Raw genomic sequence first — 18,551 nt, 5'->3', positions numbered from 1 at the left:
GTGCAGACTGCCTGTCCTGCCCCGTTTTTGCAATGCGTCGCTGCAGCGCAGAACCGCGTGCATCGGTACTGGAAACCCGCTGTGACGGGCGCTACCCCTGTGACCATCCCTCATCACGCGAGACAGACCATGCCCAGACCCGTGACACTTCAGCTTTCGCCCCTCACCGGCCAGCCGCAGGAGGATCTTGCCGTCGTCGCCGAGCTGGTGCGCGATACCGGCGCCGAGATGCCGGAGGTGGAGGCAGTGGTGACCTTTGCCGCAAAGGGGGTGCCGGAGGAGGTGCTGGCACGGCTTCCCAATGTGAAGATGATCTCTGTCTTCGGCGTGGGCGCCGACAAGATCGATCTGGAGGAATGCAGGCGCCGCGGCATCATCGTCGCCACCACGCGGGGCACGCTGAACGACGACGTGGCCGATTGCGCGCTCATGCTCACCCTCGCGCTGCACCGGGAGCTTCTGCCGCAGGACCGCTTTGCCCGCGACGGCGGCTGGGCGCGGGAGGGCAAGGTCTGGCTCACCCATACCATGGCGGGCAAGAAGCTCGGCATCTTCGGGATGGGCGACATCGGGGTGGAGATCGCCCGGCGGGCAGAGGCCTTCCGCATGGAGGTGGGCTATCACAACCGCAGCAGGCGGGGCGCGCCGCAGCGTTACTTCGACACGCTGGCGGGGCTGGCTGACTGGTGCGACACGCTGGTGCTGGCCGCGCCGGGCACGGCGGAAACCTTCCACGTCGTCGATGCCGCGATGCTTGACAGGATCGGCCCGGACGGGTTCCTCGTGAACATCGCGCGGGGGCAACTGGTGGATGAGGCAGCTCTGGTCGCGGCGCTGGACGCGGGCCGGATCGCCGGGGCGGGCCTTGACGTGTTCGAGGATGAGCCGCGCCCGCATCCGGGCCTTGTCGCCTCCCCCCGCACCGTGCTCACCCCCCATGCCGCCAGCGCCACGATGGAGACGCGGACCCGCATGGCGGGCAAGGTCGTCTCGAACCTTGAGGATTATATCGCGGGCCGCCCCATGGATGCGCGTATCGTCTGATCGTCTGATCGTGTGATTGGTGGGCGCGGGTTTTGGCCCGCGCCATGTCCTGTGACATTGCGGGTCGGGTTTCGTGAACATATCATGAACAAATGACGCGACTCACCCTGAACGAAAAGCTCGCGATCCTGTCGGACGCGGCGAAATACGATGCCTCCTGTGCTTCCAGCGGGTCGGACCGGTCGGGCGGCGGGGGCATGGGCATCTGCCATGCCTATGCGCCGGACGGGCGGTGCATCTCTCTGTTGAAGGTGCTGCTGACCAATTTCTGTATCTATGACTGTGTCTATTGCGTGAATCGCGCCTCCTCCAACGTGCGGCGCGCACGGTTCACGGTCGAGGAGATCGTGGGCCTCACGCTCGATTTCTACCGGCGGAACTATGTCGAGGGGCTGTTCCTGTCCTCCGGCATCATCCGCTCCCCCGACGAGACGATGGCAGAGATGGTGAGGGTGGCGCGGGAGCTGCGCCAGACCCATGGTTTCCGTGGCTATATCCATCTGAAAACCATCCCCGACGCCGCGCCGGAGCTGGTGCGGCAGGCGGGATTGTTCGCGGACCGGGTGTCCATCAACATCGAACTGCCGCGGGAGGAGAGTCTCCGCCAGCTTGCACCGGAAAAGGATGCCGCCAGCATCCGCCGCGCCATGGGGGCGGTGCGTCTGGAACGAGAGGCGGCGCGGGATGTGAGCCATCGCGGCACCTCCGCCCCGCGATTCGCCCCGGCCGGACAATCCACGCAGATGATCGTCGGCGCGGACGGAACCGATGACGCAGCCATTCTGGGGCAGGCCGCGCGGCTTTATTCCTCCTATGACCTGTCGCGGGTGTATTACTCCGCCTTCTCGCCGATCCCGGATGCCTCGGCGCGGCTGCCGCTCGTCCGTCCCCCGCTGATGCGGGAGCACCGTCTGTATCAGGCGGACTGGCTGCTGCGCTTTTACGGGTTCGGGGTGGAGGAGGTGACGCCAGAAACGGGAATGCTCGATCTTGCCTGCGATCCGAAGCTGGCCTGGGCGCTTGCCAATCAGGATCGTTTTCCGGTGGATGTGAACCGGGCGGAGCGGGAATTGCTGCTCCGCGTGCCGGGGTTCGGCGTCAAGACGGTGGACCGCATCCTGTCCAGCAGGCGGGAGCGGCGGCTGCGCTACGAGCATCTGCTCCGGCTTGGCGCGGCGATGCGGAAGGCCGCGCCCTTCGTCACAGCGGAAGGCTGGCGGCCCACGCGCCGCCCGGAGGCGCCTCTGCCCGCCCCCCGCCAGCTGGAGCTGTTCTGATGCGGCAAGTGGTGCTGCCCGCCCTCGGCACCTTCACCGTCTGGCGGGAGGCCGCGCGCGCGCTTGCGGGGGCAGGAATTCCGGCGGAGGAGGTGAGCTTTACCCGCGATGCCGCGCCGGGATTGCTGGGGCAGGAGCATCCGCTTCCGCCGCCGCAACGGCAACTCCGCGTCCCGCGCGCGTTTCTCGATCTGGCGGAGGCGGTGTCCTGTCACCGGGACGGCACGGCGCATGACCGGCTTTATGCCCTGCTTCTCCGCCTTCAGGACGCGCCGGGGCTGCTGGGTGATCGTGCCGATCCGCTGGTGGACGGGGCGCGGCGCATGGAGAAGGCGGTCCGGCGCGACATTCACAAGATGCACGCGTTCCTCCGGTTCAGCGCTCTGCCGCCGGGGGAGGGCGGGCGTCTCCGTTTCGCCGCGTGGTTCGAGCCGCAGCACTTCATCACCGAACGCGCGGTGCCCTTCTTTGCCGAGCGGCACAGGGAGATGGATTTCCTGATCGCCACGCCGGAGATGACCGCGCTCTGGCAGGGGCAACGGCTGACATTCGGCCCCCCCTCGCCACGACCTGACCTGCCCGCCGATGGGGCGGAGGCGCTGTGGCACACCTATTTCGTCTCCATCTTCAACCCCGCGCGGCTGAAGGTGAAGGCGATGACCGCGGAAATGCCCCGCCGTTACTGGAAGAACCTGCCGGAGACATCGCTGATTCCCGGCATGATCGCCGATGCGCCCCGCCGTGCGGCGCAGATGCGGGCCGCGCTGCCGACGATCCCCCCTGCCCACGCGGTCCGGCTCGCGGCGGCGCGCCGCCTGCCGCAGCCTGCCGCTTCTGGCGAACTGCCGCTGCCCGATACATCGGGCGGTCTGCCTCTCCCCGAAACTCCGGGCGAACTGCCGCCGCTGGCCGAGGCGCGGCGACAGGCGGCGGTCTGTACGCGCTGCGACCTGTGCCGTCATGCGACGCAGACCGTCTTCGGCGAGGGACCGGCGGATGCCGAACTGATGATCGTGGGCGAGCAGCCCGGCGATCAGGAGGATCTCGCGGGGCGCCCCTTCGTCGGCCCCGCGGGCCAGCTCTTTGACCGGGTGGCGGAGGAGGTCGGCCTGTCGCGGGAGCGGGCATGGATCACCAACGCGGTGAAGCACTTCAAATTCCTGCCGCGCGGCAAGCGGCGCCTGCACCAGCGCCCCAATGGCGGAGAGATCATGGCCTGCCGGTGGTGGCTCGACATAGAGCGTGCCAGGCTCCGCCCGCGGCTGATTGTCGGGATGGGCGCCACGGCGGCGGAAGCACTGACCGGAAACGGCAAGGGGCTGACGCAGCGGCGTGGAAAGCTTGAAAGGGATACGACGGGCGCGCCGCTCCTGCTGACCTGGCACCCCTCCTATCTCCTGCGTGTGCCGGAGCCGGAGGCGCGGCTGGCGGCCGAGCGGGAATTCCGCAGCGATCTTGTCGCAGCGCTCGACTTCCTGCGGAACGCGGCGTGAGCGGGGGCATTCGCGCTTGTGTCCCGTGTCCGCACGCCCTATCCCTGACCGGCGATCCGGGCACGGGCCGAGCCCTCCGGCAAGCCATGTTCTTCAGGGAGAAGCCCGTGATCCGCCAGACCGCCAAGAGCGTAGCCGCCCTTGCCCTTCTTACGGCACTTGTCGCCGGCTGCGGCCCCGCCCCGATTCCCTCCGGTATTAGTGACCCGCATGAAGACGGCAACCGTCGTCGCCACTCCTTCAACGTCGGTGTGGACAAGGTGCTCTACCGTCCCGCGTCAGAGGTTTACGGCACGATCGTCCCGCCGCCGATCCGCGACGGCGTAGCCAACGTGTCCTCCAACCTCGGCCTGCCGAGCGAGGCGATCAACGGCGCGCTTCAGGGGCGCCCGCAGACATTTGCCCAGAACGGCCTGCGGTTCGTGGTGAACTCCACCATCGGTGTGCTCGGCCTTCTCGATCCGGCGACGTCGATGGGTCTGCCGCGGATCGAGACCGACTTCGGCGAGACGCTGCACGTCTGGGGCATGCGGGAGGGCAACTATGTCGAACTGCCGTTCCTCGGCCCGTCCACCAACCGCGACGTGGCCGGGATGGTCGTCGATGTGGTCAGCAACCCGCTCGGCCTTTTCGCGGAAAGCCCGGTGCCCGAGATCGCGACGGCGTCGCGCGTGGGGCGCCTGCTCGGAACACGATATGCTTACTCGGATTTCGTGGACTCCATCCTATATGACAGCGCCGACAGCTATGCGCAGGCCCGACTGCTTTACCTGCAGTCGCGGCGCGCCAAGCTGCGGGGAGACCAATCATCGGAGGCTGATGCCTATGACCCTTACGACGACCTCTACGGCACTTCGTCCCAGACGAGCGGCACGAACGACATCTATTCCGACACCTACGACCCCTATGCCGCTCTTGGCCGCTGAGGGGCCGTCGCGCCGGAGCGTGCTGACGATGATCGGTGCCGGTCTGCTGGTCTCCACGCTGCCCGCCGGCCGCGCCCTCGCGCTCACGACGGGAGAGGCCCGCGCGCTGATCGACCGGCTGGTGGCCGACATCAACCGCATCATTTCCTCCGGCATGCCGGAGCAGGCGATGTACAAGGAGTTCGAGCGCGTCTTTTCCCAGTATGCCGACGTGCCCACCATCGCGGCAAGCTGCCTCGGCCCGGCGGCGCGGCAGACGTCTGCCGCCCAGATGCGCGCCTATACCCAGGCTTTCCAAGGCTATATCGCGCGCAAATATGGCAAGCGCTTCCGCGACTTCATCGGCGGGCAGATCGAGGTGACGGGCTCCCGGCAGGTCAACAGCTTCTTCGAGGTGACCTCGGTTGCCCGCCTGCGCGGGCAGCAGCCGTTCGACGTGCGCTGGCAGGTGTCCGATCGCAGCGGGGCCAACAAGTTCTTCAACCTCATCATCGAGGGGGTGAACATGCTGGCGACGGAGCGGACGGAGATTCAGGCGATGCTCGACCAGAACGGCGGGGATGTCGCGCGTCTGACGGCGGCGCTGCAACGCGCGGGCTGAAGCCCGGCGTAAGACGATATATGCCAAAACCAAGGGCCGGGGGCGATGACCCCCGGCCTTTTGCGTTCTGCTCCGGCGGAGCGGAGGAGCGATGGCCTCATCGCATCAACAGGCTGCTGAACAAGCCTTGGAGTGTCAGGATCTGGGGCAATCCGCCCGGAACTGGCAGACATGCGTGGATTTCGGGCTGGATTTCCCGGATTGCAGGCGATTTCCGCTCCCGCTCCAACCCAGAGGGCTTTCTCAACCAAAGGTTGATTGCCCTTGGGCCGGATGGCGGGAGCAGCCCTTCAGTTGCCGAGAATCGACTGCAGGATGTTGCCGATGAAATCGTCCACCCGGTTGCCGGGCCGCTGCTGCTCCCGCCGTTCCTCGGCCACTTGCGGGGGCGGTTCCGGCGCGGGCACGATCATCGGAAGCTGGCGGGCGGGAAGCCCCTCGTGCACGCGGAGCATCACCTCGCGCCAGATCTCCGCCGGAAGCCCGCCGCCCGTCACGCCCGAAAGCGGACGGTTGTCGTCATAGCCCATCCAGACGCCCGCGACGTAATCCGCGGTGAAGCCGATGAACCACGCATCCCGCGCGGCGGAGGTGGTGCCCGTCTTGCCCGCGGCCTCCCGCCCCGGCAGGCGGGCGCGGGTGCCCGTGCCGCTCTCGATCACCTGGTTCATCATGTAGATCAGCTCCCGCGACGCCTGCTCCGAGATCACCCGGTTGCCGATCCCGCCCGTCTGCCCGATCAGCGGCGACGAATCGCCCCGGAGCGTGAGATCGACCAGGCCATACGGCGTCACGTGGCTTCCCCCGTTCAGCAGTCCGGCATAGGCGCCCGTCATCTCCAGCAGCGTGGCTTCGGACGTTCCGAGCGCCATGGCCGGACCGGCGGCGATGTCCGACCGGATGCCGAAGGCTTCCGCCGTGCGGCGCACGTTGTCCCGCCCCATGCCTTCGGAGATTTTCACCGCCGGGATGTTGAGCGACAGTTTCAACGCCTGGGTCAGCGTGACCCGCCCCTTGTATTCGCCGCGGGTATAGTTCTGCGGCGACCAGGGGCCGGAGCCGGGAACATTGATCGTCAGCGGCTCGTCCACCACGTAATCGTTGTAATGCGCCCCCTGATTGAGCGCGGTGGCATAGATGAACGGCTTGAAGGAGGAGCCGGTCTGGCGGAGCGCCTGCGTCGCCCGGTTGAACGCGCCGGAGACCTGGCTCTTGCGTCCGCCGACCATGGCCCGCACCGCCCCATCCGCCGACATGACGACGATGGCGGCCTGCGCCGTGGAGCCTTCCTTCACCTTTGTCCCGAACACGTCGGTCAGCGCCGATTCGGCCGCGCGTTGCAGCCGGGGGTCGAGCGTGGTGCGGATGACCACGTCCTCCATCGTCTGCGTGGTCAGGAACGAGGGACCGGATTCCATCACCCAGTCGGCGAAGTAGCCGCCCGCCTGCTGGGCCGCGCTGTCGGAGAGGCGCGCGGGCTGCGCCTGCGCCTGCTGCGCCTGCTTGGCCGTCAGATAGCCCTGCTCCGCCATCAGCCCGATGATGACATTCGCTCGTTCCTGCGAGCGGGACAGGTTGTTGGTCGGCGCGTAATAGGACGGCGCCTTCAGCAGTCCGGCCAGCATCGCCGCCTCTGCCGGAGTGACCTCGGCGGCGGATTTGCCGAAATACCGCTGGGCAGCGGCCTCGAAGCCCCGCGTGCCCGCGCCGAGATAGGCGCGCGAGATGTAGATCGTGAGGATTTCGTCCTTGGTATACTTGGCCTCCATGGCCATGGAGTAGGGGACTTCCTTGATCTTTCGCACGAGGGAGGAGACGCGGCAGTCCGCCTCGTATTCCGCCTCGTTCTTCCATGTCTTCGGATCGTAGGGCACGCCGAGGCAGAGCAGTTTCGCGACCTGTTGCGTGATGGTGGAGCCGCCGTTGCCCTCGAACGGCCCGCGTCCGGCCTGTATGTTGATCGCCACCGCGGAAAGGATGCCGCGGGGAGAGATGCCGAAGTGGCTGTAGAACCGCTTGTCCTCCGTCGCGATCACCGCGTTCCGCAGGTTGGGCGAGATGTGCTGGGCGCTGATCTCCCCCCCGAAGGTTTCCCCCCGCCAGGCGAAGGGGCGGCCGTCCTTGTCCAGCATGGTGACGGAACCGCGGTTGCGGCCGTCCAGCAGGGCGGTGACATCGGGAAGCTGGGAATAGAAATAGAAGATCGCGCCGCCCAGAATCAGGGCGCCAACCATGCCGAGCCGCCAGGCAGCGCCCCAGACCACCCGAAGCGACAGCCGGAACAACCCGGAAAACAGTGCCACGAAGAAGCCGATCACCGGAATGCGGCGGAGGGCCGAGCCCCCGGTGCCGCGCCGCCGGTTGCTGGTCTTCCGCCGCGCCTTGGCAGGCGGTTTCGCGGGCGCGGCCTTGCGGGGCTGCGGTTTTCCGGCTGCTTTTCCGGTTGGGTATCGACGATCCGCCACCAGGGGGGGGCGGGTCCGGCCGTTATTGCTCATCCTCAGCTCGCCTGTCGCCGTCCTCGCGCCTGAGCTGGATGCCTGAAGCGGGCCGGTCTGATGATTTGATGCCGCAGCATAGCGCAATTTAAGCGGAAGGGGAGAGTCAGACGATCACAGTCGAGTTTTCAAATTGCCTTAATAATATGCGACCTGCCCCAAATGTGCAAAAATCAGGCATCTTGTCCTCACGCGAATGACGCTTTTGTGAGCTAATGCCTTGTCAGCACGGGGGCTTATGCGCCTGCTAGCGCCGTGGGCTCGCAAGAAGCCTCCCTTAACGGAAGGGTATGGACGTGAAACTCATCATCGCAGCAATCAAGCCGTTCAAGCTGGAGGAGGTGCGCGAAGCGCTCACGTCCATTGGCGTTCGCGGCATGATGGTGACCGAGATCAAGGGCTTCGGGTCGCAATCGGGTCATACCGAGATCTACCGGGGCGCCGAATATGCCGTGAACTTCGTCCCGAAGATCAAGCTGGAGATCGTCGTAAGCGACATGCTGGCCGATCAGGTGGTCGAGACTATTCAGAGAACCGCGCGAACCGACAAGATCGGCGACGGGAAGATCTTCGTTCTCGACGTGGCCCAGGCTGTCCGGGTGCGGACGGGCGAAATCAACGACGACGCGCTGTAACGCGGACGGGACAGAAAGGTATTCGCAAATGAAATCGAGGAACATTCTCTGGGGGGGAGCGGCGACCGCGCTGACGGCGCTCGCGCCGGTTCTCGCCTGGGCGCAGGATGCCACGGCACCCGCCGTAGAGACGGTGGTGGAGGCAGCCGGTCCGACGATGGACAAGGGCGACGTGGCGTGGATGCTCGTTTCGACCATCCTCGTGCTGTTCATGATCCTGCCCGGTCTCGCGCTGTTCTACGGCGGTCTCGTGCGCACGAAGAACATGCTCTCCGTGCTCATGCAATGTACGCTCATCACCGCGATGGTGATCGTGGTCTGGGTCGTTTACGGCTATTCCATGGCCTTCGGCGGCTCCACCAGCCCCTACTGGGGCGGTCTGGCGAAGATGTTCCTGTCCGGCGTGAACATGGACAGCATGGCCGCGACCTTCTCGGATGACTATGTGATCCCGGAATACGTGTTCATCTGCTTCCAGATGACGTTCGCCTGCATCACGCCCGCGCTGATCGTCGGCTCCTTCGCCGAGCGGATCAAGTTCTCCGCGCTCATGCTCTTCATCCTGCTCTGGGTCACGATCGTCTATTTCCCGATCGCCCATATGGTCTGGGATTCGGCGGGCATGATCTACAACTGGGGCGCGCTCGACTTCGCGGGCGGCACGGTCGTCCACATCAACGCCGGTATCGCGGCTCTCGTCGGGGCGCTGGTGATCGGTCCGCGCATCGGCTACGGCAAGGACATGATGGCGCCGCATTCGATGACGCTCACCATGGTCGGCGCCTCCATCCTGTGGGTCGGCTGGTTCGGTTTCAACGCCGGCTCCAACCTCGAGGCGAACGGCGGGGCGGCGCTGGCGATGATCAACACCTTCACGGCAACGGCCGGGGCGATCCTTGCCTGGTGCATCGTCGAAGGGCTCGCCCGCGGCAAGGCCTCCATGCTGGGCGCGGCTTCCGGCCTGGTGGCGGGTCTGGTCGCCGTCACCCCGGCGGCGGGCATCATCGGCCCGATCGGCGCCATCGTGCTGGGCGCGGTCGCTTCGGTGGTCTGCTACTTCTTCGTCGCGGTGGTGAAGATCAAGTTCGGCTATGACGACAGCCTTGATGTCTTCGGCATCCATGGCGTGGGCGGCATCGTGGGCGCGATCGGCACCGGTATCTTCGCCTCCTCTTCGCTCGGCGGTATCGGCTATGCGGAAGGGGTGACGATGGGGGCTCAGGTCTGGGTTCAGATCAAGGCGGTTCTCGTGACCATCGTGTGGTGCGGCGTGGCCTCCTTCATCCTCTTCAAGATCGTGGACATGATCGTCGGCCTGCGCGTCACGGCGGATGCGGAACGTCAGGGCCTCGACCTGACCTCGCACGGCGAAAGCGCGTACCACTACTGATCGGCATCTGCCGCGAAATCATGCAGACGGGCGGGGGAAACCCCGCCCGTTCGGCTTTTGGCGGATCGGGCGCAGGCGGCCTTCGCCAAGCCCCTTGCCAGAGACACCCGCCTCGGGCTAGAGCGGGCCTGTCAGGATCGGGAGAACCGGTGAAATCCCGGTGCCGAAGGAGCAACCGCCCCGGTAAACTCTCAGGCGAACGGACCGTTCTGGCAAAAGACTCTGGAGAGAGGCGCAGCTGCGTCCGCCGAAGGGATAACGATCTCAGGCGCAAGGGACAGAGGGGGCACCTACGGGCGGGGGTAATCCGTTCCAGGGTGCCGGGTCTTTCCGGCGAGACGGGGAGACTGCGATGACCGGGCTGAAGCAAACGGTCCTTCACGATCTGCATCTGCGCCTCGGCGCAAAGATGGTGCCCTTCGCGGGTTACGACATGCCCGTGCAATATCCTGCCGGCGTGATGAAGGAACACCTTCATACGCGCGAAGCCGCGGGCCTGTTCGACGTCAGCCACATGGGGCAGGTGATTCTGCGCGGTGACGGCGCGGCAGAGGCGCTGGAGACGCTGGTTCCCGTCGATATCCTCGGGCTGAAGGAAGGGCGCCAGCGCTACGCGCTTTTCACGAACGATGACGGCGGGATTCTGGACGATCTGATGGTAGCGAACCGGGGCGACCATCTGTTCGTCGTGGTGAACGCCGCCTGCAAGGACGACGATATCGCCCATATGCAGCGCGCCCTCCGTGGCCGCCTGACGGTGGAGCCGCTGACCGACCGCGCGCTGCTCGCCCTGCAGGGGCCGCAGGCGGAGGCCGCGCTCGCCCGGCTGGTCCCCGGTGTGACGGACATGCGCTTCATGGATGTCGCCACCCATGCGTGGGAGGGGGCGGATCTGTGGATCTCCCGCTCCGGCTATACGGGTGAGGACGGGTTCGAGATCTCCGTGCCGGAGGCGAAGGCCGTGGCACTGGCGGAGGCCCTCCTCGCCATGGAGGAGGTGCTGCCCATCGGCCTCGGTGCGCGCGACAGCCTGCGGCTGGAGGCGGGCCTGTGCCTTTACGGGCATGACATCGACACCACGACAACGCCCGTGGAGGGCGCGCTGGAATGGGCGATGCAAAAGGTGCGCCGCACGGGAGGCGCCCGCGCGGGCGGCTTCCCCGGCGCGCCGCGTATTCTGGGAGAGCTGGAAACCGGCGCCGCCCGGCGGCGCGTGGGCCTGCTGCCGGAGGGGCGCGCCCCCATGCGGGAGGGCACGGCCCTTTACGCCGCCGAAACGGGCGGTGATCCCGTGGGAGAAGTCACGTCGGGCGGTTTCGGGCCGAGTATCGCGCGACCGATGTCGATGGGCTATCTTCCCATGGAACTCTCCGCCTCCGGCACGACTGTCTGGGGCGAGGTGCGGGGCCGGCGTCTGGCCGCCACCGTCACCGACATGCCTTTCCGTCCCGCCACTTACAAACGCTAGCGAGGGAAAATGAGCGTCGCCAACGGAACGATCCGGTTTACGGAAGAACATGAATGGCTCCGCGTCGAGGGTGACCTCGTCGTGGTCGGAATCACGGACTATGCCGCCGAGCAGTTGGGCGACGTGGTCTTCGTGGAACTGCCGGAGCCCGGCACCATGGTCGCCCAGAGCGACGAGGTCGTGGTGATCGAGAGCGTGAAGGCCGCCTCCGACATCCTCGCCCCCCTGGAGGGCGAGATCGTGGAGGTGAACACCGTGCTGTCCGAGAATCCCGCCCTCGTCAACGACGACGCGCAGGGGGCGGCATGGTTCTTCAAGATGAAGCTCGATTCGATCGACCTGATCGAAGACTTCATGGATGAGGACGCCTACAAGGACTTCATCTCGTGACCGTCCTGCGGATCGTGCCGAATTTGCCTTCGGCGGATCCGCAGCGCCTTGCCGCCTTCTATCAGGCAGTGTTCGGGCTTCAGCCGGTGATGGATCACGGTTTCATCGTCACCCTTGCGGGGGACGCATCCACCACCCAGATGAGCCTCGCCTCCGAGGGCGGCAGCGGCACCCCGCTCCCCGCCCTCTCCATCGAGGTCGATGATCTCGACAGCGTGCTGGACCGTGCGACATCGCAGGGCGCAGCCATCGAATACGGTCCCATGGTCGAGCCATGGGGCGTCCGCCGGTTCTTTCTTCGCGATCCGGCGGGCAATCTCGTCAACGTTCTGAGCCATGCCTGACGCCCGGGAGTGGGAGCCATGACCTACAAGCGCACCGATTACGACCCCTACGACTTTGCCAACCGCCGCCATATCGGGCCTTCGCCCGCCGAGATGGAGGAGATGCTGGCCGCTGTCGGTGTCGCGTCGCTGGACGAGCTGATCGACCAGACGATACCCGCCTCCATCCGGCAGCCGGAGCCGCTCGACTGGGCGCCGCTCGCGGAGCACAAGCTGCTCCAGAAGCTCACCGATGTCGCCGCGAAGAACCGGGTGATGGTCAGCCTGATCGGGCAGGGCTACTACGGCACGGTGACGCCGCCCGCGATCCAGCGGAATATCCTTGAAAACCCGGCGTGGTACACCGCCTACACCCCCTACCAGCCGGAGATCGCGCAGGGGCGGCTGGAGGCGCTGCTGAATTTCCAGACGATGGTGTCGGACCTGACCGGGCTGCCGGTGGCCAATGCCTCGCTGCTCGACGAGGCAACCGCCGCCGCCGAAGCCATGACGATGGCCCAGCGGAGCGCGAAGTCCAAGGCCACGGCGTTCTTCGTCGATGAGAACCTGCACCCGCAGACCCTCGCGGTCATCGAGACGCGGGCCGCCCCCCTCGGTATCGAGATCGTCAGGGGCGCGCCGGAGACGCTGGACCCGGCATCGGTGTTCGGCGCGATCTTCCAGTATCCCGGCACCCATGGCGATGTGCGGGATTTCACCGACCTGATCGCCGCGCTGCACGGCGCCAAGGCGCTGGCCGTGGTGGCGACCGACCTGCTCGCGCTCACCATGCTGAAGGAGCCGGGGGCGATGGGCGCGGATATCGCCGTCGGCTCCGCCCAGCGGTTCGGCGTGCCGATGGGCTATGGCGGCCCGCATGCCGCGTTCATGTCCTGCCGGGACGAGTTCAAGCGCAACATGCCGGGCCGGATCGTCGGTGTCTCCGTCGATGCGCGCGGCAACCGGGCCTACCGGCTCGCGCTGCAGACGCGTGAGCAGCATATCCGGCGGGAGAAGGCGACCTCCAACGTCTGCACGGCGCAGGCGCTGCTGGCGGTGATGGCGTCTTTCTACGCGGTGTTCCACGGTCCGAAGGGCCTGCGCGCCATCGCCGAACGCATTCACTTCCGCACCGTCCGGCTTGCGGCGGCGCTGAGAGCGGCGGGCCTTCCCGTGCGCCCGGAGGCATTCTTCGACACGATCACGGTCGAGGTCGGCGTGGGGCAGGCGGGCATTCTCGCCGCCGCGCGGGAGCAGGGCATCAACCTGCGCAAGGTGGGGACTGACCGTGTCGGCATCTCCATGGACGAGATCGCGGATGAGGAGGTGCTGGGCCGCCTGCTGAAGGCCTTTGGGGTCGAGGGCGACGCGCCCAAGGCCGCTGACATCGGCTTTCCCGACGCGCTGATCCGCCGCTCCGACTATCTCACCCACCCGGTGTTCCAGATGAACCGGGCGGAATCCGAGATGATGCGCTACATGCGCCGCCTGTCGGATAGGGATCTGGCGCTGGACAGGGCGATGATCCCGCTCGGCTCCTGCACGATGAAGCTGAACGCGGCGGCGGAGATGATGCCCATCACCTGGCCCGCCTTCAACACGCTGCACCCCTTCGCGCCCGCCGATCAGGCAGAGGGCTATGCCGAGGTGGTGGCCGACCTGTCGCAGAAACTCTGCACGATCACCGGCTATGACGCCTTCTCCATGCAGCCGAACTCCGGCGCGCAGGGGGAATATGCCGGGCTGCTGACCATCGCTGCCTATCACCGGTCGCGGGGGGAGGGGCATCGCAACATCTGCCTGATCCCGGTCTCCGCCCATGGCACCAACCCGGCCTCGGCGCAGATGGTGGGCATGAAGGTCGTGCCGGTGAAGGCAATGCCGGACGGCGACATCGACGTGGAGGATTTCCGCGCGAAAGCCGCCGCGGCGGGCGGGAACCTTGCCGCGGTCATGATCACCTACCCCTCCACCCACGGCGTTTTCGAGGAGACGGTGCGCGAGATCTGCGCCATCACCCATGAGCACGGCGGGCAGGTCTATATCGACGGCGCCAACATGAACGCGATGGTGGGCCTCGTGAAGCCGGGCGAGATCGGCGGCGACGTGAGCCACCTGAACCTGCACAAGACCTTTGCGATCCCGCATGGCGGCGGTGGACCGGGCATGGGGCCGATCGGCGTGAAGGCGCATCTCGCGCCCTTCCTGCCCACCGATCCGCAGACGGGAGAGGAGGGGGCAGTCTCCGCCGCGCCCTTCGGCTCGGCCTCCATCCTGCTCATCTCCTGGGCCTACTGCCTGCTGATGGGCGGGGCCGGGCTGACGCAGGCGACCCGCGTGGCGATCCTGAACGCCAACTACATCGCCGCGCGGCTGAAAGGGGCCTATGAGGTTCTCTACAAGGGGCGCGCGGGCCGGGTGGCGCATGAGTGCATCCTCGATACCCGCCCGTTCGCGGAAGCGGGCGTCACGGTGGACGACATTGCCAAGCGGCTGGTCGACAACGGCTTCCACGCCCCGACGATGTCGTTCCCGGTGCCCGGAACGCTCATGGTGGAGCCGACCGAATCGGAGACGCAGGCGGAGCTGGACCGGTTCATCGCTGCGCTGCTGGCCATCCGCGAGGAGATCGCCGCAGTGGAGCGTGGAGAGCTTCTGGCTTCCGAAAGCCCACTCCGCTTCGCGCCGCATACGGTGAATGACCTCGTGGCCGACTGGGATCGGAAATACGCGCGGGAGCAAGGCTGTTTCCCGCCCGGCTCCTTCCGCGAAGACAAATACTGGCCGCCCGTGGGACGGGTGGACAACGTCTGGGGCGACCGCAACCTGATCTGCATATGCCCGCCGATGGAGGCCTATGCCGAAGCGGCCGAATGACGGAGCCCGTTTGAAGGAGTCGGACTGACGGGGGCAGCGAGCCCCCGCCAGTCCGGCTGCCGCGGCGAACGTCGATCGGCGCGGAAAATCCGCAGCGCTCGCTTGACACTCTCTCTCACATGGTCCAAAAGCCCACCACGGTGAGGGGCAGTAGCTCAGTTGGGAGAGCGCGTCGTTCGCAATGACGAGGTCAGGGGTTCGATCCCCCTCTGCTCCACCAACTCATCCGGTTTCCAGATATTGCTAGCATAATTAATAGGTTAGGGGTGTGTATTCTTGCCCCCAGAATCCATTCTGACCAGTTGCCCTACCGGACGAACAAATCCGGTCAACTACTTCCCGGATAGGCATTCCAGAACGTACGCCGCAAGCGTGTGGGCCGAATGAATCGCCAACCGTGCATGGCGCGGACGAAGAGCGTTCTCCTTGGTCTGCTGCTCCGTGCGACCGTGGGCACCACTTTTCTTGTTCCGTAAGAACATCGTGCCATCCACAATACTGTTCAGACCAGAGGCGATTTTCTTGAGGTCCTTCGTTGCGAGGTCCTTCGGGTTGATGCCGATATGGTCACGGACAGATTCCCACAGCTTGTTGAGCGTGTCGCTTTCGTCGTTAAAAGGAATGGCTTTCTTCACGAGATAGGCTTTGAGTGTGGCCTCCAAGATGTTCGCAGCGTAGTGAGCGGCGGCATTCGGGTCGGCATCGACCTGCTTCAAAGATCGCTCCATCTCGATAGCGACGGCAGATAGTCCCCCCTGCTCGATAATGTCGCGCAGTGAGAAAACTGGACTTGCCGACGCATCGGTGATGTGGCCCCCGTTCGCGTAACTCAGACCCGCTCTCGCAAGAGCATCCGCAAGTTTTATTTGGTGCTTGCGCAACTTGTCGGCCTGTTCTGAATTTTGCGCCCAATGAGGGGCGACGCTCAGCCCATCGGGGTCTTTCTCCATGATCTCTTCAAGCAATGCCCCAAGCACTTTGAGCGGCGCTGATGAATACTTGTTTGTCCGCCGAAGCCATTCAACGGTCTTCTTGACCTTGTTACCGTCCGGGGGATCTCCAGGGGCATCCGCATATGCGAAAAGGCGGTCTATATCCGAATGAGTGTAGCAATCGTTGAAAACGTCACCAACGACACCAACAACCTGGGACGGAATGCGTTCACTCAACTGGATGCCCTATAGTCGCCATCCTCTGCACTATTCGCCGAACGTCCGCACCCGTCCAAACGAATTTTGCCGCAAAAATCCGAGGCCCTGACCTCGACCGGCAAGGTTCCATGACACCCCCCCCGGTGTGGGTCGATTTCGCAGCCCCCGTAGTTCTTTCGACCGCTGGCGGTGATCGTGTACGTCCCACCCCGTGGGCCAACGTAGCACCGACTGCTGGAGTAGGTTCTTGAACTCGTAACCACCGGCTTGGGTCGGGTCTTGGCGGCGTTGCGCTTGACGGTTCTGCCCCAGTCACAGGCCATCCCATCACCGTCTCGATCCAATCCATGACGGTCTTGGAGGGGGCCCCCATTCGCTAGGAAGAAACGTTGCGCCGCAGCCGGGGACGGGAAGTCCGCGCAATTCATGTCGTTGGTGACGGGTAACGTCCGTGCATAGCTCTTCGTGCCAACTCCGGACGAGGTGCGTTGCCCGACGTAGTCCGATCCGCTCACGCTCTGCCCACGATAGCCCAGCTCTGCTTCGATCACGGCAAGATCATAAGGGGCACTTACGGTGTGATGCTGACGCCAAAGCTCTGGTGTCGTCATCGCAGCATACCGCGCGGTTGGGGGAGGCGTAGTACAGCCTAACAAAAGGACCGCAATGGCGGCAGCAAAAGCAAAACAGCGCAAAGCACTTCTCCAAATATTAACGAATGGTTAACACCTCGACGCCCTGCGGCAAGCGGAATTCGGGCTCGTGCCCACGGGGTATACTCTAACGATCACTCCGAGAGGTGAGAGGAAAGGTGCCCATAAGGGTTGACTTGTGATTGTGGTCGGTTATGTATATGGGCATTACCCTTGTTGGCGGAGCGCTTATGTCCAAGACCATCCTTTACGCTCGTGTGTCCACTGCGGACCAGACGCTAGACCACCAGCGCACTCAGGCGGAGAGAGCGGGCTTCACGATAGATGAGGTTGTGGCGGATCACGGTGTGTCCGGCGTCTCCACACTGCTCCGGGAGAGGGCTGAGGGGCGGAGGCTCTTTGACATGCTCCGGCGCGGGGATGTCCTCGTGGTGCGTTGGGTGGATCGCCTGGGGCGCAATTACGCCGACGTAACGGACACCATACGCGACCTCATGCGGCGCGGTGTAATCATCAAGACCGTGATCAACACCATGACCTTCGACGGGGCAACCTCTGACCCTGTCCAGCAAGCCGTGAGAAACGCGCTCATCGGCTTCATGGCCGCGACGGCACAGGCACAGGCGGAGGCCAAGAAGGAGGCCCAGAAGGCGGGCATAGCGGCTGCGAGGGATAATGAACCGCAGAAGTATCCGGGACGCGCCCCAAGCTATGACCGGAGCCAGTTGGCTATGGTTCGGGATATGCTCGCGCAGGGGGCCGGGGCATCTGCCATAGCGAAGGCCGCAGGGCTCACCCGACCGACGGCCCAAAGGATCACTAAGGACCTCGCTGCGGCGGAGGCGGTGCTGGTGAAGTGGGAAATGCGGGGGAGGACGGGAGCATGATCGCCGTCGCCCAAGTTGTCGATTACGTCGTCATTGTCCTCCAGCTATCGGGGCGGTCGCGGGACTTATGTGGCTCTTCGGCCCCATATCTGTCGGTCGCGGACGGAAGCCGTAGGTGCCCCTATCTGTTTTGTGATCGTCGTTAGGGTGCTAGACTGTCGCCACAACGCACCTTCAATCGAGCCCCAACGTGACACCTGCGGAGCAAGCCCTTGCCGACGACAAGATGCGGGCGGAGATTGCCTGGCTGATTGAGGAAACCGCGAGGATCAATCGCCAACCTCTGTGGCTACCTTTTGCGGCAGGGGCGGGCTTCGTCCTGGGCGTAGCGGGTATCACCGGCTTCGTCTTGAAGGCTCTCTCGGGCAGCTAACACAGCCTCCCCTCCGACATCCCAACCCGACCTTACGAGGCCCTTTCGGGGGCCTTTTTGCTGGATCGTCAAGGCAACCGTGCCTATCTTCTGTAGGAGACCTTTCCATGCCCGAGGTGGACAGCATGAGCATGAGCATGACAGCGCGCGCAGAGGTGGAGATTGAGAAGCTCAAGGTGGAGGTCAACTGAACCGCCCCGGTTTTGCCGGAGGCTCCAACTCCTGAGTAGGATGGAGCATCATGAGCAAGACGACGAACAAGTTTTCCGCTGAAGTGCGTGAACGGGCGGTGCGGCTGGTCTTCGACAACGAGGGTCAGCATGGGTCGCGCTGGCAGGCAATCGTGTCGATTGCGGCGAAGATCGGTTGTTCTGCCCATACGCTGAACGAGTGGGTCAAGAAGGCCGAGGTCGACAGCGGCAAGCGGGCGGGTATTCCGACCGAGATGGCTGAGAAGGTGAAGGCACTGGAACGCGAGAACCGCGAGCTGCGCCAGACGAACGAGATCCTGCGCAAGGATCGTGCCAACTTCTCGGCGATCTCCGACTGCAGCAGATCGCCGACG

Annotated in this window: 16 protein-coding genes, 1 tRNA gene and 2 riboswitches; of the genes, 14 read left to right on the top strand and 3 right to left on the bottom strand. The window is 65.2% G+C overall.

Annotated features, from left to right (window positions below):
* Positions 1 to 129: 129 nt before the first annotated feature.
* The 5 genes from RT513_RS16130 to RT513_RS16110 all read left to right on the top strand — a co-directional run bounded on the left by RT513_RS16130 (position 130) and on the right by RT513_RS16110 (position 5,341).
* Complete coding sequence (locus RT513_RS16130; RefSeq protein ID WP_088216551.1) at positions 130 to 1,044, top strand: 2-hydroxyacid dehydrogenase; 915 nt, start codon at positions 130 to 132, stop codon at positions 1,042 to 1,044.
* Positions 1,045 to 1,136: 92 nt separating this feature from the next.
* Positions 1,137 to 2,321, top strand: a complete 1,185-nt coding sequence (locus RT513_RS16125; protein WP_290690702.1) for a putative DNA modification/repair radical SAM protein — start codon at positions 1,137 to 1,139, stop codon at positions 2,319 to 2,321.
* Positions 2,321 to 3,814, top strand: coding sequence for a UdgX family uracil-DNA binding protein (locus RT513_RS16120; protein WP_290690701.1), 1,494 nt, complete (start codon positions 2,321 to 2,323; stop codon positions 3,812 to 3,814). The genes RT513_RS16125 and RT513_RS16120 overlap by 1 nt, the downstream gene beginning before the upstream one ends.
* Before the next feature lie 107 nt (positions 3,815 to 3,921).
* Positions 3,922 to 4,740, top strand: a complete 819-nt coding sequence (locus tag RT513_RS16115; RefSeq protein ID WP_290690698.1) for a VacJ family lipoprotein — start codon at positions 3,922 to 3,924, stop codon at positions 4,738 to 4,740.
* Positions 4,721 to 5,341, top strand: coding sequence for an ABC transporter substrate-binding protein (locus tag RT513_RS16110; RefSeq protein WP_313534152.1), 621 nt, complete (start codon positions 4,721 to 4,723; stop codon positions 5,339 to 5,341). Before RT513_RS16115 ends, RT513_RS16110 begins: the two co-directional genes overlap by 20 nt.
* A 290-nt stretch (positions 5,342 to 5,631) precedes the next feature.
* Here RT513_RS16110 and RT513_RS16105 read toward each other — a convergent pair whose 3' ends face one another.
* The gene (locus RT513_RS16105; protein ID WP_290690693.1) at positions 5,632 to 7,839 is read right to left on the bottom strand and encodes a transglycosylase domain-containing protein; all 2,208 of its coding nucleotides are present in this window, start codon (positions 7,837 to 7,839) and stop codon (positions 5,632 to 5,634) included.
* Positions 7,840 to 8,135: 296 nt separating this feature from the next.
* Between RT513_RS16105 and RT513_RS16100 the strand changes: the two genes are divergently transcribed.
* The 7 genes from RT513_RS16100 to RT513_RS16070 all read left to right on the top strand — a co-directional run bounded on the left by RT513_RS16100 (position 8,136) and on the right by RT513_RS16070 (position 15,142).
* Positions 8,136 to 8,474 (top strand): P-II family nitrogen regulator, encoded by a 339-nt coding sequence (locus tag RT513_RS16100; protein WP_088216578.1) that lies wholly within the window; start codon positions 8,136 to 8,138, stop codon positions 8,472 to 8,474.
* 28 nt (positions 8,475 to 8,502) lie between these two features.
* Positions 8,503 to 9,864 carry an ammonium transporter gene (locus tag RT513_RS16095; protein WP_290690688.1) on the top strand — a complete coding sequence of 454 codons (1,362 nt, stop codon included), beginning with the start codon at positions 8,503 to 8,505 and terminating at the stop codon, positions 9,862 to 9,864.
* 128 nt (positions 9,865 to 9,992) lie between these two features.
* Positions 9,993 to 10,081, top strand: a riboswitch (glycine riboswitch).
* A 3-nt stretch (positions 10,082 to 10,084) separates the two neighbouring features.
* Positions 10,085 to 10,147: riboswitch (glycine riboswitch) on the top strand.
* Positions 10,148 to 10,216: 69 nt separating this feature from the next.
* Positions 10,217 to 11,332, top strand: coding sequence for a glycine cleavage system aminomethyltransferase GcvT (gene gcvT, locus RT513_RS16090; protein ID WP_290690685.1), 1,116 nt, complete (start codon positions 10,217 to 10,219; stop codon positions 11,330 to 11,332).
* A 30-nt stretch (positions 11,333 to 11,362) separates the two neighbouring features.
* Positions 11,363 to 11,722 carry a glycine cleavage system protein GcvH gene (gcvH, locus tag RT513_RS16085; RefSeq protein WP_088216577.1) on the top strand — a complete coding sequence of 120 codons (360 nt, stop codon included), beginning with the start codon at positions 11,363 to 11,365 and terminating at the stop codon, positions 11,720 to 11,722.
* Positions 11,719 to 12,066, top strand: a complete 348-nt coding sequence (locus RT513_RS16080; protein WP_088216544.1) for a VOC family protein — start codon at positions 11,719 to 11,721, stop codon at positions 12,064 to 12,066. The genes gcvH and RT513_RS16080 overlap by 4 nt, the downstream gene beginning before the upstream one ends.
* A gap of 18 nt (positions 12,067 to 12,084) precedes the next feature.
* Positions 12,085 to 14,922: an aminomethyl-transferring glycine dehydrogenase gene (gcvP, locus tag RT513_RS16075; protein WP_290690682.1), complete on the top strand. Its 2,838-nt coding sequence runs from the start codon at positions 12,085 to 12,087 to the stop codon at positions 14,920 to 14,922.
* Positions 14,923 to 15,066: 144 nt separating this feature from the next.
* Positions 15,067 to 15,142 (top strand) — tRNA-Ala (locus RT513_RS16070).
* Between the two features lie 112 nt (positions 15,143 to 15,254).
* On the opposite strand, the gene RT513_RS16065 is transcribed toward RT513_RS16070, so the two are convergent.
* Positions 15,255 to 16,091 carry an abortive infection family protein gene (locus tag RT513_RS16065; protein WP_290690680.1) on the bottom strand — a complete coding sequence of 279 codons (837 nt, stop codon included), beginning with the start codon at positions 16,089 to 16,091 and terminating at the stop codon, positions 15,255 to 15,257.
* A complete protein-coding gene (locus tag RT513_RS20855) occupies positions 16,088 to 16,501 on the bottom strand; it encodes an excalibur calcium-binding domain-containing protein (RefSeq protein WP_290690748.1) in 414 nt (137 codons plus the stop codon). Before RT513_RS20855 ends, RT513_RS16065 begins: the two co-directional genes overlap by 4 nt.
* A gap of 455 nt (positions 16,502 to 16,956) precedes the next feature.
* Here RT513_RS20855 and RT513_RS16060 point away from each other — a divergent pair, with 455 nt between their 5' ends.
* Entirely contained in the window at positions 16,957 to 17,613 is a 657-nt protein-coding gene (locus RT513_RS16060) for a recombinase family protein (RefSeq protein ID WP_290690678.1), read from the top strand.
* A gap of 614 nt (positions 17,614 to 18,227) precedes the next feature.
* The coding region (locus RT513_RS16055; RefSeq protein WP_313534151.1) for a transposase at positions 18,228 to 18,551 on the top strand (324 nt) is incomplete at its 3' end.

It is taken from the genome of Haematobacter sp., assembly GCF_032102465.1.
Lineage (GTDB): Bacteria > Pseudomonadota > Alphaproteobacteria > Rhodobacterales > Rhodobacteraceae > Haematobacter.
The sequence above is the reverse complement of the archived record's forward strand: the minus strand, read 5'-3'. Positions and strand labels throughout refer to the sequence as shown.

Coding starts and splice junctions, on each gene's coding strand:
- gcvT (WP_290690685.1), top strand. CDS start 10,217: ATGACCGGGCTGAAGCAAACGGTCCTTCACGATCTGCATCTGCGCCTC.
- RT513_RS16105 (WP_290690693.1), bottom strand. CDS start 7,839: ATGAGCAATAACGGCCGGACCCGCCCCCCCCTGGTGGCGGATCGTCGA.
- RT513_RS16125 (WP_290690702.1), top strand. CDS start 1,137: ATGACGCGACTCACCCTGAACGAAAAGCTCGCGATCCTGTCGGACGCG.
- RT513_RS16130 (WP_088216551.1), top strand. CDS start 130: ATGCCCAGACCCGTGACACTTCAGCTTTCGCCCCTCACCGGCCAGCCG.
- RT513_RS16120 (WP_290690701.1), top strand. CDS start 2,321: ATGCGGCAAGTGGTGCTGCCCGCCCTCGGCACCTTCACCGTCTGGCGG.
- RT513_RS20855 (WP_290690748.1), bottom strand. CDS start 16,501: ATGAATTGCGCGGACTTCCCGTCCCCGGCTGCGGCGCAACGTTTCTTC.
- gcvP (WP_290690682.1), top strand. CDS start 12,085: ATGACCTACAAGCGCACCGATTACGACCCCTACGACTTTGCCAACCGC.
- RT513_RS16110 (WP_313534152.1), top strand. CDS start 4,721: ATGCCGCTCTTGGCCGCTGAGGGGCCGTCGCGCCGGAGCGTGCTGACG.
- RT513_RS16095 (WP_290690688.1), top strand. CDS start 8,503: ATGAAATCGAGGAACATTCTCTGGGGGGGAGCGGCGACCGCGCTGACG.
- RT513_RS16060 (WP_290690678.1), top strand. CDS start 16,957: ATGTCCAAGACCATCCTTTACGCTCGTGTGTCCACTGCGGACCAGACG.